The sequence below is a fragment of the Candidatus Palauibacter sp. genome (assembly GCF_965216145.1).
Classification (GTDB): Bacteria; Gemmatimonadota; Gemmatimonadetes; order Palauibacterales; family Palauibacteraceae; genus Palauibacter.
In genome coordinates, this window is the sequence record NZ_OZ244149.1 from 230,406 (window position 1) to 246,742 (window position 16,337).

Genomic DNA, 16,337 nt, shown 5'->3' on the forward strand with positions numbered 1-16,337 from the left:
ATAGTCGGCCTGCCTCAACCGTTCGTCAACGTGACCCGGAGTCCCTCCCGCGCCAGACACGCGTCGCCGGGATACCCGGCCTCCGCCACCAGGCGGGCGACATCGCACCGCATCCGAAAGTGGGGGTACATGTGCGTGAGCACGAGGAGACGCGGCCGCGCGGCGGATGCCAGAGCCGCGACACGGCCGGGCGAGAGGTGGTTGTCGGCCGCATCCGCGTCGTCGAGCGAGCACTCGCACACCAGAGCGCCGACCCCGCGCATGAACGGTCCCAGCTCCGTGGAGGGGCCCGTATCGCCGCTGTAGCCGAAGCTGGACGCCGCGCCGTCGAGCCGCCACGCGACGCTCTCCTCGGTGTGCGGCGTGCTGTGGGCTTCGAGCAGCGGCCCGCCGTCCAGGGCACGGGGTTTGCCGGGCGCCACTTCCTCGATCCGCAGGGGGAAACCCGGATCGAGCACGAAGTCGCCGTACGCGTCCGCGAGCCGCTCCAGGAAGCGCCGCGTGCCGCTCGGCCCCGATATCGTGAGCGGACGCGCGCGCGGCCTCTCCAGACCGTGTCGGAACGCGAACAGGAGACCGGGGAGCGCGCCGACGTGATCCGCGTGGAAATGGGAGATGACGAGGTCCGTGAGACCGCCCCAGGGCAGCCCGAGCCGCGCGAGCGCCTGCACGGCCCCGGGACCGCAGTCGAACAGGACGCGCGCCCGATCCATGGACACCCAGTAGGCGGAGGCCGCACGGTCTCCCTCGGGGACCACCGTACCGCAGCCGGCGACGATGAGTTCGTCGGCCGAGACCCCGAGGGCGGTCACGCCACCTGTGGGGCCGAGTCGAATTCCACGCCGACGATGGACGAGACGCCCGCCTCCTGCATCGTCACGCCGTAAATCCAGTCGGAGTTCTCGATCGTGAGCGGGTTGTGGGTGATGACGATGAACTGGGTCTCCCGCTTGAACTCCTTCAACATCCGGACGAAGCGAAGGATGTTGGTTTCGTCCAGCGGAGCGTCGACCTCGTCGAGGAGGCAGAACGGACTCGGCTTCGCGAGATAGATCGCGAACAGCAGGGCCAGCGCGGTGAGGGCGCGCTCGCCGCCCGACAGGAGGTGGATGCGCTGTGTCCTCTTCCCTCGCGGGCTGGCCGAGATCTCGATCGGTGAATCGAGCGGGTCCTCGGGGTCCTCGAACCAGACGTCGCACTCGCCACCCTCGAACAGCGAAACGAACGTGCGGTGGAAATTCGCGCGCACGGCCTCGAACGTCTCGGAGAGGACGGCGGACGCCTCCCGGTTGATCCGGCGGATGGAGGTGCGCAGGTCGTCGCCCGCACCGGTGAGGTCGTCGCGCTGGCCGGTGAGAAACTCGAGGCGCGCCCGCTCTTCCTCGTATTCCTGCTGGGCGAGCAGGTTCACCGGGCCGAGACGCGCAATCGAACGCCGCACCCGCTCGAGTTCCGCCTCCCATTCGTCGGGTTCCGCGTCGTCGACCGGCGAGACGCGGCCGCGAAGTTCCGCGAGCGGCGCGTCCCACTCCGCCTCCAGGCGTCCGCGGACGGACGACTCCGCCGCTTCGAGTTGCGTGATCTCCAGGTCGAGCCGGTGCCGGGCCTCGACACGCTCCCGCTCCAACCGGCGCGCCTCCCTCAACTCCGAGTCGAGGCGCTCCAGAAGCTCCCTCCCCTCCGCGATCCGTCCTTCGATCCCGGCCAGCTCCGCCTCGCGCTGCGCCCGAATCTCCAGCCCCTGCCCTATGGCTGCCTCTGCTTCCTCCGACAGACGCTCGCTCTCGGCGATGAGTGCGTGGAGGCGCGTCTCTTCGCGTGCCAGCGCGCGCGCGCGCTCCTCCGCGTCCGCCAGGTTCTCGGCGACGCGTGCAGCGGCTGCGCGCCGGTTCTCCACGTCCGCCTCCCTGCGAGCCTGCTCCAGCTGCGCACGGTGCAGGTCGGCCCTCCCGGCCTCCGCCGCGTCGCGGGCCTCCCGGGCGGTGTCGGACGCGGCGCTCCAGGCGGACTCCGACCGGGACGCGAGCCGCTCCAGTTCCTGCCCCCGCGTCTCGCCGGTCGCCGAACGCGCCACTTCGTCGTCGCCGAACGCCTCGAGTTGCTCGATGCGGCCGGTGAGTTCGCGGCGTTCGCGGTCGAGCCGCTTCAGGCGGGCTTCCGCGGACGCCCGGTCGGCTTCGGCCTCCCGCCGCGCGGACTCCACCTCCGAAGCCGCCGTCCGGGACCCATCGACCCGCTCCCGGGCCGCCGCCACCTCGGATTCCAGCCGCTGCAGGGTCTCCGTCGACCGAGCCCGCGTGCGCTCCAGCCCGACGACCTCCTCGCGCAGGGCCCGGAGTTCGGCCCGTCGACTCAGGACGCCCTCGCCTCCCGTGCCGCGCCCCAGGTACACGGCGCCCCGCGGATCCTGATGCCGGCCGTCGGCGTCGACCCACGGGTGGGCCCGGGGGGCGAGTTCGCCGTCGTCCGCGACCCCGACGCCCGAGAGGAGCGCGGTCACCCAGACGGCGCCGGCACCCTTCGCCTCCACCTTGTCCAGAAGCGGCGCGTCCACCGCGGCGGGGACCGACAGGGGGCCGGGCTCGAGCGGAAGCACGAGGACACCTTCTTCCGCACCGCTCCGCTCGAGCCATGCCTCGACGGCGCGCACGGTCGACCAATCGCGGACGACGACGCCGTGGAGGCAGGGGCCGAGGTGGGCCTCGACGGCGGCTGCCCAGGGAGCGGGCGCTTCCATGAACTCCGACAGCGCTCCGTGCAGGCCCGGGATCTCCGCCCGGTCCTCGAGCAGCCTGGCCACGACCTCGGGCAGCAGGGCGCTCGACCCGACGAGCGACCCCAGACTCGAAGCCCGTGCGCTGGCCGTGGCAAGCCGTCCCTCGAGGGCCGCCTGCGCCTCGCGGGCGCGGCGCAGCGCTTCCTCGGCCGCGGCGGCGGCGTCCTGCGCCGCCTGCAGACCGTCTCTCACCCGCCTCGCGCGTTCGGCCAGCCCGGATTCGAGTGCCGCCGCCTTCGCGGCCTGTCCGCGGAGTTCGCGCTCCTGGCCGGCGAGCGAGTCGAGCGCCGGTCGGTGGCGTTCCAGTTCCTCGCTCCGGTCGCGCGCCCTGGCCTCGGTAACGCTCAGCTCCAGCCTCCAGCGCTCAGCCTCGCGCCGCGCCTGCTCCACGGCCTCCCGGGCGGCATCGCGCCCGGAGGCGGCGGCGCGCGCCTCGGCGGCCAGCGTATCGGCCTCCTCTCGGAGTTCGGCCTCGATCCGGCTCCCTTCCGCGGCGAGGGCCAGCGCCGCCTCGAATGCGGCTTCGGCTTCCGCACCCCCGGCGACGAGACCCGCCCGCCGGCGTTCCAGGCGTCGCGTTTCGGCACCGACGGCGGAGAGCCGGTCGCGTGCGTTCGTAATGCGCTCCTGCGCCAGGAGCAGGGCGCGCTCCTGGTCCTCGAGAGCGCGTCGGGCCTCCTCGACCCGGCGGGCCAGCCCGGCCCGTTCCCGCTCCAGCTCCGCGTGCCGGATCCGGAGCGTCTCCGCCCGGGTCTCCGTCGTCCGGATGTCCACCTGCCCGGGCGGCGTTTCCCGTGCGAGGCCTTCGCGTTCGGCCCGGGCCTCGGCCAGCCGCCTTCCGGTCCGTTCGAGGCGGGCGCCGGCCACCGCAACCTCGAGCTGAAGGAGCCGATCCCGAAGTCTCGCGTGACGTTCCGCGCGGCCACGCTGCTGGGCCAGCGATCGCACCTTCGATCCGACCTCGATGAGGACGTCGTCGAGGCGCTCCAGGTCGCTCTCCGCCTGCTCGAGCTGCCGCGTCGCGATCCGGCGCCGGTCCTTGTAGCGTCCGACCCCGGCCGCCTCCTCGAACAGCGCCCGCCGTTCCTCGGCGCGGTCGGAGAGAATCGCGTCGATCATCCGCCCTTCGATGAGCGCGTAGGCGTTCGCACCGAGGCCCGTGTCGCGGCACAGGTCGAGGATGTCCTTCAGCCGGCAGGGCGCGCCGTTCAGGGTGTACTCGCTCTCACCCCCGCGGTACACCGTTCGGCCGATCGCTACTTCCGCGTAGGACACGGGCAGGGCCCCATCCTCGTTGGAAAGTTCCAGCAGGACCTCCGCCCGATTGATCGGCTTGCGTACCTCGGTCCCGCCGAAGATCGCCTCCTCCATGCGGGAGCCGCGGATCGCCGTCGGGCGCTGCTCTCCGAGGACCCAGCGCAGCGCATCGGAGATGTTCGACTTTCCGCAGCCGTTGGGGCCCACGACGGCGGTGACCCCGTCGTGAAGCTCGATCCGCGTCCGATCGGCGAACGACTTGAATCCGCGCAGCGTCAGGGCCTTGATCCTCACGCGCTCACGAGGTCGAGGGCGTTTCGTCACCGCGTCGCGGCACCAGCGTCGCGGCTTCGCCCGCGGCCTCGAGGATCCCGGCCATGGGCAGGGCGGCCTGCTCATCCTCGTAGGCTCCCCCGTAGACGCGAAAAACGGCGCGTCCCTCAAGGGGGGTTGCGAGGCTGTATGCCGGGATACCGCGCGACGAGAGTTCGGCGATTCGGGCCTCCACGGCGGCCCGTTCGGCGAACAATCCCAGATCGTACGCGAGCCGGGCGGGACGAAGCTGCCACGGATTCGCCTCCCCCGACGCCTCCGCCCGCACGAGCGCGTCCAGCAGGGCCGCGGCCTCGGCTTCGCTCCCGAGCGCCCCCGCGAAGACCCGGTGATAGAGGACATCGTCGACCGGCGTCGGCGCGGCGAAGAAAAGCGAGCCCGGCGACGCCGCGCGGAGTTCGGCGATTCGGCTCTCCGCGTCGGCCGGATCTCTGAGGCTCCCCATGAGGACGGAGAACGGCCGCTCGGCCGCTCCGTCGAACGCGAGCCCGCCGCTGGCCGCGTCGAACGCGGCCGGCGAATCGGGCGGCGTCCCGGGAGAAGCGTCGGGCACCGTGTCGGCCCGCTCCGCGCCCGCTTCCGGTTCCGTCTCTTCTGCCGTCTCCAGCGGCGCGGGCTCCGGCACCGCGACGGACTCCGGCACCGGGGCGGAGGCGTCGGGTTCCGCTACCATGGAACGCAACCGGGTGAGGAGGCCCTCGACGGGCCCCGGGTTTCGGTATATCCACCAGCCACCCAGCAGGAGGGCGGCCACAACGAGCAGCCAGACCACGGACCGGGCGCGCAAACGGCGCCGGGGGGCGGCGGGATCGGCCGGCGATGTCTCCGGCCCGAACGGCGCAGCCTCCCGATCCGGCTCCGCGGCGGCCTCTTCGTCCGCCCCGGACGGTTCGTCCACAGCCGCCGTCTCGTCCACGACGGCCGTCTCCACCACGGCGCTCGCCTCGTCCTCCGGGGCGGCCGCCCCCGCGTCGGCCGCGTCGTACCGCACGCGACCGTAGTAGGCGAACTCGGCGGAATCGGCGCGGCGGACATCCCCCAGCGCGACGTACCCGTCGAGATGGCTGCCGAGGTCCGGCGCGAGCGGCGTCCGCTCGGAGACGACGAGGAAGAGCGTCCCCTCGCGCTCCCGGACGCGTTCGAGGAAGGTCGTGAACCTGTCGTCCAGGAGTAACTCGGCGACCTCCTCCGGATCCCTGCCCGCCGGGAGGTACAGGTAGGGGCACTCGGGCCGCTGCACGGCCACCTCGGTGAGGCGCGCACGACCGGCGAAGAAAGCGGACCAGCCTTCCGACTCGAGGCCCCCCGCGAGTTCGTCGAGCGGGTTCGGCCCGGGTTCGGTGCCCAGGACCAGCGTGTGTTCGCGGCGACGCCCGATCGCGGTCGCAATCGCGTCCACAACGGTGGTGCTTCTCTCCCTCTCCGCACTCTCATGCACGAGGGCCACGATCCGCGCGTCACCCGGGAGATCCCAGGAGAAAGAGTCCGACTCCGTCAAGGCTGCCTCCGGTTCACCTGATCGTCTGATTCCTCGTGGATCCACGCGTCGATTCCACGCTCCCGGCGAAGCTCCCGCGCGACCGCCTCGGCATCCGGGCGCGACGCGTAGGGGCCTACCAGAAGCCGGTACCACATGTCGTTCGCCTCGTCCAGCCGCCGCAGCACGTGCGTCGAATATCCCGACCCGTCGAGCAGTTGCCGCATCCTCCCGAGGCTCGTCAGCTGACGCGATGAGATCGCGACCGCGTAGAAGCCGCCGGGCAGTTCGGGCTCGGCGGGCGGGTCGGACACGGCGGCGGGTCCGGCCGGCGCTTCGGCCTCCAGCGCCACGGCGGCGCGGCCGGGAGGGGTGCCCAGCGTCAGGAGCCCGATGCGGCCGGGGGCGGGCGGGAGGCTGTCGGCGAGCGCCTCGAGGGCCTCCTCCGCGTCTCCGATCGTGTCGTCGGCCGCCGCGGCGACCGTCGTGACCGGGAGCCGGGGTCCCCACCGGAACGGGAGCCATACAGCATCGACGGGACCGTCCACGGTCTCGAGTTCCCCCGTCGCCGGAGCGAGGAAGCCGAGCCCGTCCCCGGTCGACACCAGAATGCCCCCGCCGGGCAGCGCGAGGGGAAGATCGGGCCGCCACTCGCCGGGGATCGCCTCCAGGCGGGTCTCGCCGACCCTGGCCGTCCACGCGCGCACGCCATCGAAGGCGACGATGCGGTCGCCCGCGATGCCCGGGCGCAGCGCCTCGATGGGAGCCTCGACGCTCGACGATCCGACCTCGCGCCAGTCGTACCGGTCGATGGTCACGAACCGCGCGCGGTCGGCGGAAGCGGCGAACACGCGGTGCTGGGACGGTGACGTCGCCAGGGCGGCCGGCCGCCCGGCGAGCCCGACAGCCGCGCCCGGCTCCAGTCCGGGAATCGACCAGGCGGTCAAGCCGCCGCCGTCCTCGGACGCGGTCACGACCTGCCCCCCCCAGCCCGTCAGCACGGTCGGCCCGCGCGCGCCGACCGCCCGCGTCGCCGCGGGCTCGGCCTCGCCGGGCTCCCACACGGCGAGTTGGGGGCCCTCCTCCGCCTCGATCAGCGCGACGACCCGTCCCCCGGCGGCCGGCGCCGCCCAGAGGACATCGCCCTCGGCCGTGACCTCGGCCGTGCTCGCCGCCGTGAGGGCCAGGATACGACCACGCCCCACGAAGGCGCCGCCCGACACCGAGGGGATCCACTGCGCGTCCGGGGGCGCGTCGGGGAGCGGGCTGATGGTTTCCGTGGGAGAGGTGGCATAGAGACGGAGCCGTGACCCGCTACGCAGCACGGCCGCGGACCCCAGCGAATAGGCCGCGGTGACGCGCCCCAGAGCCAGACGACCGGTCCAGCGGACCGTGGACGGGTTCGCGACCGATCGAAACTGCGCCACCCCGCCCCGATTCGGGATGACGAGGAGCCCGTAGCGCGGCAACGAAGAGCCGGATACGAGCGGCGTCCCTTCGAGGGGCTCGGGCTGGTCGGCCGGAGGACTTCCGCACGCGAGGGACGCGCACAGGGTGATGGGGAGAGCCGCCCGAACGCGCGCCACGCAAGCGACGAAGCGAGAGGAAGAAAGTCCCAATGAACTCGTCACATCAGCCACATCCACCGGCCCGCCGTGGGGGTTCGATCATAAGCTAGCGGAACCTCGAAAAGCGCCGCAAGAAAAGGCTGGCGGGGGGGCGCCGGCGGGCAGCGACGGCCACCGGGAACGGCTCACTCCAGTTCGAACAGAGGGGCATCGCCCCACAGGCGCTCCAACTGATAGAACTCCCGGACCTCGTGGAGGAAGACGTGGACGATGAGACCGACGTAGTCCATCAGGACCCAACGTCCCGTGCTCAGCCCTTCCACGCCGACGGGGCGGAAGCCGTCGCCCCGCGCCCGATCGAGGATATTCTCGCTGATCGCGCGTGCGTGCGTGTCCGAGTCTCCGGTCGCGATCACGAAGAAGTCGGTGACGTCCGACAGCCCGCGCAGATCGAGGATGGTCGCGACGCGCGCGTTCCTCTCCAGCGCCGCCTCCGTCACGCTGCGCAGTTCGGGCGACGGATCGCCCCGCTCCGCGAGCTGGCGCCACACTTCGTCCAGGGGGAGTGCGCTCATGCTGTGCGCCCGGCGGCCGTCATTCCTCCGCGATGACCCACACCTTGAGCGTGGGCTCCACCTCCGCGTGGATACGGAGGGTGACGTCGTAGACGCCGAGGTCCTTGATCGGCTCGTCGAGGACGACCGCCCGGCGTTCCACCGGGACGTCCGCCTTCTCCAGTTCGTCGGCAATGTCCGCGGCCGTGACCGACCCGAACAGACGCCCCCCGTCGCCGGCTCGTCGGGTGAAGGTCACCGAACGGCCTTCGAGTTCGCCCGCCAGTTGCGTGGCCGCTTCGCGGTCCCGCGCGGCCGATTGTTCGATGTGACGCCGTTCCTCCTCGAACCGACGTCGGTTGCCCTCCGTGGCGGCGAGCGCGATCCCCTTCGGTATCAGGTAGTTGCGCGCATATCCCGGCCGAACGGTCACGAGTTCGCCCGCGTGGCCGAGGTCGACGACGTCTCTTCTCAGGATGACTTCCACCATCGATTCCCTCCCTTCGAACCCACCGGCGCGCGGGGGTTCACTTTTCTCTTGTTTCCACCCCCAGCCGCGACCGGAGGTCCAGCCAGGTATCGCTGACGCCCACGACGAGGGCCGTCCCGATCGTCAGGGGATAGAGGGCCAGCGCGGCGATCGCCCACACGGCGATCACCCAGCCCGAGCTTATCACCGCAGCCCCCAGCCACACGAGGACCGCGGTGCCCCGAAGCAGGTACAGGCCGCCCATGACCGTCACCATGTTGACCCCCGCGCGGTCGGCCCAGTCCCCCGCGGGGAGGACGAGGAGCGCCAGCCCCAGGATGAGCACCCAGACCAGGTGCGTACTGAACCGAAAGTGCCGCAGCGGTGGCAACGCGGCCTCCTCTCCCCGGATCCGGCCGAGAAGGTACACGCAGAACGCCAGCGCCGAGACCGAAGCGAGTACGAGCATCGCCGGGTACACGGCTTCCCACAGAGCGACGAACTGCCGGACCGCCGCGTCCACCACGGGACCGCCGAGGGCCCGGGAGTCGTACATCGCGAGGACCCTGTCGAACTGCCCGGAGACATGCCGGTCGAGCGCCGCCGGCAGGTCGGGCCGCAGCGCTCCCATGGCGCCGACGGTGCCTCCCGCGATGGCGACCCCCATCAGCGACCGATCGAGGATGGGTCGCCCCGGTGCCAGCGTCGTGCTGATGGCGAACCCGCCCGCGAGCAGGACGGCCCAGCCCCGTTCGATGTACCACAGCGGCGTCGCCTCCCCGAACCCCGCCGCGGCTCCCGCCAGCAGGAGCAGCGCCAGAACGGCCGTTCCGGTCTGCGGCGGCTCGAACGCGAGGATCGCGACGGCCGCAGGGACACCGACGATGGCCATGAGTCCGAGGGGCGACGAATTGAGGGGCGACAGCAGAATCACCAGCAGGATGAGTCCGCCCGCCCGCCAGAGGCCCCTCCGACGCTCCGTCAGCGACCGAACCTCCGTCGGCTAGTCGTAGTAGCCGCGGATATACGGCAGCAGCGCGAGGTACCTCGCCCGCTTGATCGCCGTCGCCATCTGCCGCTGGTGCCGCGCGCACGTCCCGGTCGCGCGCCGCGGCAGGATCTTGCCGCGATCCGAGATGTAGCGGTCCAGCCCGCGGTCATCCTTGTAGTCCACGCGGGCAATCCGGCCCTCGCAGAATCGGCACGCCTTTCGAAAGGCCATCTAGTCCTCCTTCGTCTCGGCGTCGGCGTCCGCGGCCGGTGCCTCGGGGCTCGCGTCCTCTTCGGCGGCGGCTTCTTCCGCCGAGTCCTCTCGGCGTCCTCTACTTCGGCGTCCTCTACTTCGGCGTCCTCTGCTTCGGCGTCCTCCTCGGCGGCGGCTTCTTCCGCGGAGTCCTCGTCTTCTGAGTCCTCCTCTTCGGAGGCCTCCTCGGGAGCCTCTTCGGAGGCCTCTGCTTCGGGAGCCTCTTCCGGGGAGCCCTCGTCCCCGGGAGCCTCTGCTTCTGAGTCCTCCTCTTCGGGAGCCTCTTCCGGGGATTCCTCGGCCCCGGGAGCTTCCTCCTCAGCGGCTTCCGCCTCGGAGGCTTCCTCGTCCTCGGGGGGTTCCGCCGATTCCGGGGGATCCGCGGGGGCTTCCGCGGACTCATCCGGCGGTTCCTCGGGAGCGGGAAGTGGACGCTCGGCGATCACGATCAGATAGCGGAGCACGTCGTCATCGAGCTTCAGCGCGCGCTCCAGGCCCGTGAGCGGAGCCGGGTCCGAGGTGAACTGAACGACCACGTAGTAGGCGTTCTTCTGCTTCTGGATCGGGTAGGCGAGCTGCCGCTTGCCCCAGTGGCTCGCCGCCGTGATCTCGCCCGATCCATCTCCGGCGATGATGGCGTGGTAGCGCTCGAGCTTCGCCTCGATCTCCTCGGAGGTCAGGCTCGAACGAAAGATGTACACGATCTCGTAATCGCGCATCGACAGGCTCCTTCGGTCTCATCGGCCCCGACCCGCGGTCGGAGCAGGAGTCATTTGGCACGTCGCTTTGCCGTCCCGCCGGCGCCCGGCGGGTGCTTCCTCGTGCCCCCATCGGGGAGCGGAAGGCCGGCGGAAGCTAGGTCCCCCGGCCTCGCTGTCAAGGAGACCGCGGGACGCCGCGGGGCCCGTGCCGGCGGCGACCCCGGCGGCTAGAAGAACCCGAACGCCTGGAGCGCGGCGCCCAGCGCCGCCATTTCGATCTCCCGCGCCAGCTCCAGCTTCGACACCAGCCGCCGCACGGCGCCGATGCCCCCGAAGGGCCGGCCCGACGCTCTCGGCGGTGGCCGCCGCCATCCCGTGCACCTCCACGAACCACGGCGCGAGGACGAGCGACACCACGCTCATCAGCTTCACGACGATGTTCATCGACGGGCCGGACGTGTCCTTGAAGGGATCGCCCACGGTGTCGCCGACCACGGCCGCCTTGTGCGGCTCCGAGCCCTTCCCGCCGTGCGCCCCCGTCTCGATGTACTTCTTCGCGTTGTCCCACGCGCCGCCGGAGTTGGCCATGAAGAGCGCCAGCAGCACGCCGGTCACGGTCGCGCCGGCCAGAGCCCCGCCCAGCGCCTCGGTCCCGAGGAAGCGACCGACCACGATCGGAACGATGATCGCCACCAGGCCCGGCACGATCATCTCCCGCAGCGCGGCCCGGGTGGAGATGTCGACGCAGCGCGCCGAATCGGGCTTCGCGGTGCCCTCCATGATGCCCGGGATCTCACGGAACTGGCGGCGCACCTCCGCCACCATGCCGGCCGCCGCCCGCCCGACCGCCGTCATCGTGAGCGCGGCGATGAAGAATGGGGTCGCGCCACCGATAAAGAGCCCGATGACGACGAGCGGGTCGACGAGGTTGATCCCGATCTCGCGCAGGCCGACGGCGTTCGCATAGGCGGAGAAGAGGGCGAGCGCGGTCAGGGCCGCCGAGCCGACGGCAAACCCCTTGCCGATCGCCGCCGTCGTGTTGCCGAGCGCGTCGAGCGAATCGGTGATCGAACGGACTTCCGGGCCCAGTTCGGCCATCTCCGAGATCCCGCCCGCGTTGTCCGCCACCGGGCCGTAGGCGTCGACCGACATCGTCACGCCGACGGTGGCCAGCATGCCGACCGCGGCGATCCCGATCCCGTACAGACCGGCGAAGTTGTAGGCGAGGAAGATGGCGGCGGAGATGAGGAGCATCGGGATCGCGGTGGACTCCATCCCGACCGCGAGACCGGTGATGATGTTCGTGGCGGAACCCGTCTCGGAGGCTTGCGCGATCCTCCGGATCGGCCCCTCCGCCGTGTAGTACTCGGTCACGAGCCCGATCGCGATCCCGACCAGCGACCCGAACAGCATGGCCCAGAACGGCCCCGCGTTCGGGTGGATGAAGATCCACTTGCCCTCGGCCGAAGCGTCGAACAACTGGAGGTTGACGGTGATCGCGTAGGCCATGACCCAGAACACCACCGCGCCGACGATCGGCGCCCACCGGAGCGCGGCGGCCGGACTCATCCTCTCGAGTACGCGGATGGCGAGGATACCGAGGGCACTCGCGAGGAAGCCCGCCATGATGTAGAGGATCGGAAGCGCCACGGCCGCCAACCTCGACCCGTCCAGGATCATCGAACTCGTCACGCCGATTACGATGGTGGCGATGACCGAACCGACGTAGGACTCGAAGATGTCCGCGCCCATGCCCGCCACGTCCCCCACGTTGTCGCCCACGTTGTCGGCGATCGTGGCGGGATTGCGGGGGTCGTCCTCGGGGATGCCGGCCTCGACCTTCCCCACGAGGTCCGCGCCGACGTCGGCCGCCTTCGTGAAGATCCCGCCGCCGACGCGCGCGAAGAGGGCGATCGACGAGGCGCCCATCGCGAACCCGGAGATGATCTCGCCGAAGGGCCGGAACCCGGTCGCCCGGGGATCGTAGATCGCGATCACGGCGCCGATCCCGAGCAGACCGAGCGCCGCCACGGCCGTGCCCATCACGGCGCCTCCGGAGAAGGCGACGCGCAGCGCCTTGGCCTGGCCCTCCGAGCGCGCCGCTTCCGAGGTCCTCACGTTGGCCGAGGTCGCGGCCTGCATGCCGAAGAAGCCGGCCATGATCGAGCAGGCGGCGCCCAGCCCGTAGGCCACCGCCGTCCGCGCGCCCACCAGCCACAGGAGGAGGGCGGCGACGACCACGATGAAGGGCAGGAGCACGGTGTATTCGCGCCTCAGGAAAGCCATCGACCCCGAGTGGATCGCCTCCGCCAACTCGGCCATCCTCTCGGTCCCGACGGGCTGGCTCCTCACGTACATGAAGAGCGCGAAGGAGAAGAAGAGCCCGATCACTCCGAGCCAGATCGCGAATTCGATAAGTTCGACCACGTTGGTCTCGCTCCTTGTTCTGAGCGGTTAGTTGAAGCGGTTCATCGTCGCTTCGACGCCATGTTCGAGCCAGTGCTCCACCGCCTCCGCGGCCCGCGGGAAGGCGCCCAAAGCGGCTTCCTCCTCCGCCCGTGGCATGCGTGCCAGCACCCAGGCGGCCAGGTCGATCCGGTCGTCCGCGGGCCGCCCGACGCCCAGCCGCAGGCGAGGGTAGCCGTCGTGGCCGAGCGCCGCCGAGAGCGACGTGAGCCCGTTATGGCCGCCCGGCGAACCGCTCCGCCGAACGCGAAAGCGCCCCACGGGCAGTGCGACATCGTCGACGAGGACGAGCATGTCCGCCCCCGTGTCGAAACGCCGCGTGGAGAGGAGCGCCGCCACGGCCGCGCCGCTCCGGTTCATGTACGTCAACGGTTTGTGGATCTCGATCCCCGGGCGCGCAGCCGCCACGGTCCACGCCGTGGTTCCCTCATCGCGAAACCGGCCGCCACCCCAGCGCCGGACGAGCCGATCCGCGAACCACCAGCCCACGTTGTGCCGGGTATCCCGGTATTCGCCCCCCGGATTCCCCAGTGCCAGAAGCAGCCGCACCGGTCTCGCGCCCGATCGGCGCTAGCCCTCGGCCTCCTCCTCGGCCTCGGCCTCGGCCTCTTCCTCCGCGCCCTCCTCGACTTCTTCTTCCTCTTCTACCTCTTCGGCGGCCGGCGGCACGATGGTACAGAGAGTCTCATCCATATCGCCGAGAACCGTGACCCCGCCCGCGTCCACGTCCGAGATGTGGATCGCGTCGCCGATGTCGAGCCCCGAGATGTCGACCTCGAACCCGGGCGGAATCTCGCCGGGCAGACACTCGACCTCCATCTCGTGCCGATGCTGCTGCAGGATCCCGCCCATCTCCACCCCGACCGCGGTCCCGAGCAGATGGATCGGAACCTGAACGCGGATCTTGACGTCCGAGCGGATCTCGAAGAAGTCGACGTGCAGCAACTCGGGCCGGAACGGATGGCGCTGAATCTCGCGGATCAGCACCGGACGGGGCTTTCCGCCGTCGACCTCGAGGTCGATCACCGTGGTGGCCGCATGAATGCGGCTCAGGAGTCGCGACAACTCGTGCGTATCCAGCGCGAGCGACTCGGCTTCCTCGCGGCGCCCGTACACAACGGCGGGCAGCCGGCCACTCCGGCGGAGTTGCCTCGCGGCGCCCTTCCCCGACGTGGTGCGGGCCTGCGCCGTCAGCCTTGAAGTTTCCTTCGTCATCTGTCTCTCGACTCGCTTCCATCGATTCGGTTCGCTTGATGCATCACTTGAACAGTTGGCTCACGGAACTGTTCGTGTGCGTGCTCTCGATCGCCTGGGCCAGCAGGCTCGCCACGGAGAGCACCGTCAGGTTCGGGAGTCCTTCCTGAACCCCGGGGCCGAGCGGCACCGTGTCCGTCACCGTGATTTCCTTGATGTCGGCGCCGGCGATGCGCTCCAGCGCCGGTCCCGAGAAGAGCGGGTGCGTGGCGAGGATGTAGATGTCCAGCGCCCCCCGTTCCTTGAGGACTTCGACCGCCGACACCATGGTGCCGGCGGTGTCGATCATGTCGTCGGGGACGATGCAGTGTTTTCCCTCGACGTCGCCGACGATGTTCGAGACCTCCGCCTCGTTGGGCGCCGGCCGCCGCTTGTCGATGATCGCGATCTCACCACCGAGCCGGCGGGCATAGCCTCTCGCCATCTTCGCGGCGCTCACGTCCGTCGCCACCACGACCAGGTTGTCCAGCTTCTTCATCTCGTAGTAGCGCCGGAACACCGGAGCCGCGTACAGGTGGTCCACAGGGATGTCGAAGAAGCCCTGGATCTGGTGCTGGTGGAAGTCGATGGAGAGGACCCGGTCCGCGCCGGCGGCCGTCATCAGGTTCGCGAGCAGCTTCGCCGCGATGGACACGCGGGGCTGATCCTTGCGGTCGGAGCGCCCGTATCCGTAGTAGGGCACGACCGCCGTGACTCGCTCCGCCGAAGCCCGCTTCGCCGCATCGATCAGGATCAGGAGTTCGAGCACGTTCTCGGCCGGCGGATTCGTGGGCTGAATCAGGAAGACATCGCGCCCGCGCACGTTCTCGTTGATGCGGACGAAGATCTCTCCGTCCGCGAACCGCTTGATCGTAACGTCGCACAGCGGCTCGTCGAGCACGTCCGCGATCCCCTGCGCCAGAGCGGGATTCGCGCTGCCCGAGAGCAGCATGATCGGACTCGTGTGGAACGAGAAGTCCGTGGTGTCCATGCGTGTCGACCTGGCTCGCTGATCTGGTTCCGGCTCGCTCGCGTCCACGAGGACACGGAGGTCATGCCGGAAGGAGGAAGAACATGTGGGTCCCGAACCCGTGCGCCGCGGGGTCTCACACCCCGGCGACAGCCGCCTAGACTACCGGCAGACGCGCCTTTCTGTCAACGAGATCGCAAGGGTCCGGGGTGGACATTACTCCACGGCCGACGCATCCGCGGCGGGGATCGTGTACACGACCCGCGTCGGATAGGCGAACGCCACGCCGTGCCGCTCGAACCGTTCGTGGAGGGCGAGCAGTATCGCCTGCTTCGCATCCATGAACCGGTCGTACTCGGGGACGGTCATATGGAAGATCGTCTCGAACTCGACGGCCGACTCCCCGAAGCCGGACAGGTGGCAGCGATCGAAACGCACCTCCGCCTGCGTGTCGACGATCTCCTCGATCCAGGCCGGGATCCGCGCCAGCATTTCGCGCGGCGTGTTGTAGGTCACCCCGACCGTCAGCACCCCGCGCCGATCCGCCATCCTCCCGAGGTTCCGGATTCGGGTGTTGATCACGTCGTTGTTTCCGACGATGAGCTGCTCGCCCCCCAGGCTCCGGAGCCGGGTCGTCTTGAGACCGATGCGCTCCACCGTGCCCATGTAGTCGCCCACGACGAGGAAGTCGCCGATGACGAAGGGTTTGTCGAGGATGATGGAGAGCGACGCCAAGAGATCTCCGAGGACGTTCTGGGCCGCGAGAGCGACGGCGATGCCGCCGATCCCCAAACCCGCGAGGAGGGCCGCGACCTCGACGCCGAGGTTGTCGAGGATGAGGAGGAGGACGACGGACCACACCCCGAGCCGGCCCACGAACGAGAGGGCGCTCACCATGGTCACGGCCTCCGCGTCCTCGCCCGCCGTGGGGTCCACGAAGCGCGTGACCCAGAAGGCGATCGCGGCGTTGGCCCACATGCCGCCCTGGACGACGATGGCGATCGCGGCGGCGCGGCGGATGATGAGCGCCACCGTGGCGTCGAGTTCGAGCGCCAGCGAGGCGGCGAAGAGCGCCACGAAGAGGATGAGGCCGAACTTCGTCTCGCCGAGCACGTCGGCGACGAGATCGTCGATCGAGGTCTGCGTGCCGCGGGCGAAGCGGGCGAACCCCCGCAGCGCGTAGCGTTCCACGGCCCACAGCCCCAGCGTCGTCGCCGCGTAGATGCCGGCGGCGATCAGCCACTCGCCAAGGGTGTTTCCGTAGATGGTCTGGTCCAGGCCCATGCGCCG

General features: G+C 70.5%; 13 protein-coding genes and 1 pseudogene. All 14 read right to left on the reverse strand.

The genetic code is table 11. The features are described from left to right. Positions 1-14 precede the first annotated feature (14 nt). On the reverse strand, positions 15-812 hold the full coding sequence (locus tag ACOOHF_RS01120; protein WP_419936539.1) for an MBL fold metallo-hydrolase: 798 nt from the start codon (positions 810-812) through the stop codon (positions 15-17). After that, entirely contained in the window at positions 809-4,327 is a 3,519-nt protein-coding gene (gene smc / locus ACOOHF_RS01125) for a chromosome segregation protein SMC (protein ID WP_420463034.1), read from the reverse strand. Before smc ends, ACOOHF_RS01120 begins: the two co-directional genes overlap by 4 nt. A gap of 4 nt (positions 4,328-4,331) precedes the next feature. Beyond that, complete coding sequence (locus tag ACOOHF_RS01130) at positions 4,332-5,864, reverse strand: SPOR domain-containing protein (protein WP_420463035.1); 1,533 nt, start codon at positions 5,862-5,864, stop codon at positions 4,332-4,334. Then, on the reverse strand, positions 5,861-7,429 hold the full coding sequence (locus ACOOHF_RS01135) for an SPOR domain-containing protein (RefSeq protein WP_420463036.1): 1,569 nt from the start codon (positions 7,427-7,429) through the stop codon (positions 5,861-5,863). Before ACOOHF_RS01135 ends, ACOOHF_RS01130 begins: the two co-directional genes overlap by 4 nt. 167 nt (positions 7,430-7,596) lie before the next feature. Then, the gene (gene rsfS / locus ACOOHF_RS01140) at positions 7,597-7,986 is read right to left on the reverse strand and encodes a ribosome silencing factor (protein ID WP_419936535.1); all 390 of its coding nucleotides are present in this window, start codon (positions 7,984-7,986) and stop codon (positions 7,597-7,599) included. A 19-nt stretch (positions 7,987-8,005) separates the two neighbouring features. Continuing rightward, positions 8,006-8,455: a 50S ribosomal protein L9 gene (gene rplI / locus ACOOHF_RS01145; RefSeq protein WP_419936534.1), complete on the reverse strand. Its 450-nt coding sequence runs from the start codon at positions 8,453-8,455 to the stop codon at positions 8,006-8,008. Between the two features lie 37 nt (positions 8,456-8,492). After that, positions 8,493-9,368, reverse strand: a complete 876-nt coding sequence (locus tag ACOOHF_RS01150; RefSeq protein WP_419936533.1) for a DUF2232 domain-containing protein — start codon at positions 9,366-9,368, stop codon at positions 8,493-8,495. Between the two features lie 69 nt (positions 9,369-9,437). Continuing rightward, positions 9,438-9,656: a 30S ribosomal protein S18 gene (gene rpsR, locus ACOOHF_RS01155; protein WP_419936532.1), complete on the reverse strand. Its 219-nt coding sequence runs from the start codon at positions 9,654-9,656 to the stop codon at positions 9,438-9,440. A gap of 470 nt (positions 9,657-10,126) precedes the next feature. Continuing rightward, a pseudogene (gene rpsF, locus ACOOHF_RS01160) lies at positions 10,127-10,396 on the reverse strand (30S ribosomal protein S6); the annotation flags it as partial. 18 nt (positions 10,397-10,414) lie between these two features. Continuing rightward, positions 10,415-12,805 carry a sodium-translocating pyrophosphatase gene (locus ACOOHF_RS01165; RefSeq protein WP_420463037.1) on the reverse strand — a complete coding sequence of 797 codons (2,391 nt, stop codon included), beginning with the start codon at positions 12,803-12,805 and terminating at the stop codon, positions 10,415-10,417. A gap of 27 nt (positions 12,806-12,832) precedes the next feature. Beyond that, positions 12,833-13,393: an aminoacyl-tRNA hydrolase gene (gene pth / locus ACOOHF_RS01170; RefSeq protein WP_420463038.1), complete on the reverse strand. Its 561-nt coding sequence runs from the start codon at positions 13,391-13,393 to the stop codon at positions 12,833-12,835. 21 nt (positions 13,394-13,414) lie between these two features. Next, positions 13,415-14,059, reverse strand: a complete 645-nt coding sequence (locus ACOOHF_RS01175) for a 50S ribosomal protein L25/general stress protein Ctc (protein WP_420463039.1) — start codon at positions 14,057-14,059, stop codon at positions 13,415-13,417. 43 nt (positions 14,060-14,102) lie between these two features. Beyond that, positions 14,103-15,068 (reverse strand): ribose-phosphate diphosphokinase, encoded by a 966-nt coding sequence (locus ACOOHF_RS01180; protein WP_419940849.1) that lies wholly within the window; start codon positions 15,066-15,068, stop codon positions 14,103-14,105. A 195-nt stretch (positions 15,069-15,263) separates the two neighbouring features. Beyond that, entirely contained in the window at positions 15,264-16,331 is a 1,068-nt protein-coding gene (locus ACOOHF_RS01185) for a mechanosensitive ion channel family protein (protein ID WP_420463040.1), read from the reverse strand. Positions 16,332-16,337: the final 6 nt, after the last annotated feature.

Coding starts and splice junctions, on each gene's coding strand:
- ACOOHF_RS01185 (WP_420463040.1), bottom strand. CDS start 16,331: ATGGGCCTGGACCAGACCATCTACGGAAACACCCTTGGCGAGTGGCTG.
- rsfS (WP_419936535.1), bottom strand. CDS start 7,986: ATGAGCGCACTCCCCCTGGACGAAGTGTGGCGCCAGCTCGCGGAGCGG.
- rpsR (WP_419936532.1), bottom strand. CDS start 9,656: ATGGCCTTTCGAAAGGCGTGCCGATTCTGCGAGGGCCGGATTGCCCGC.
- ACOOHF_RS01180 (WP_419940849.1), bottom strand. CDS start 15,068: ATGGACACCACGGACTTCTCGTTCCACACGAGTCCGATCATGCTGCTC.
- rplI (WP_419936534.1), bottom strand. CDS start 8,455: ATGGTGGAAGTCATCCTGAGAAGAGACGTCGTCGACCTCGGCCACGCG.
- ACOOHF_RS01175 (WP_420463039.1), bottom strand. CDS start 14,059: ATGACGAAGGAAACTTCAAGGCTGACGGCGCAGGCCCGCACCACGTCG.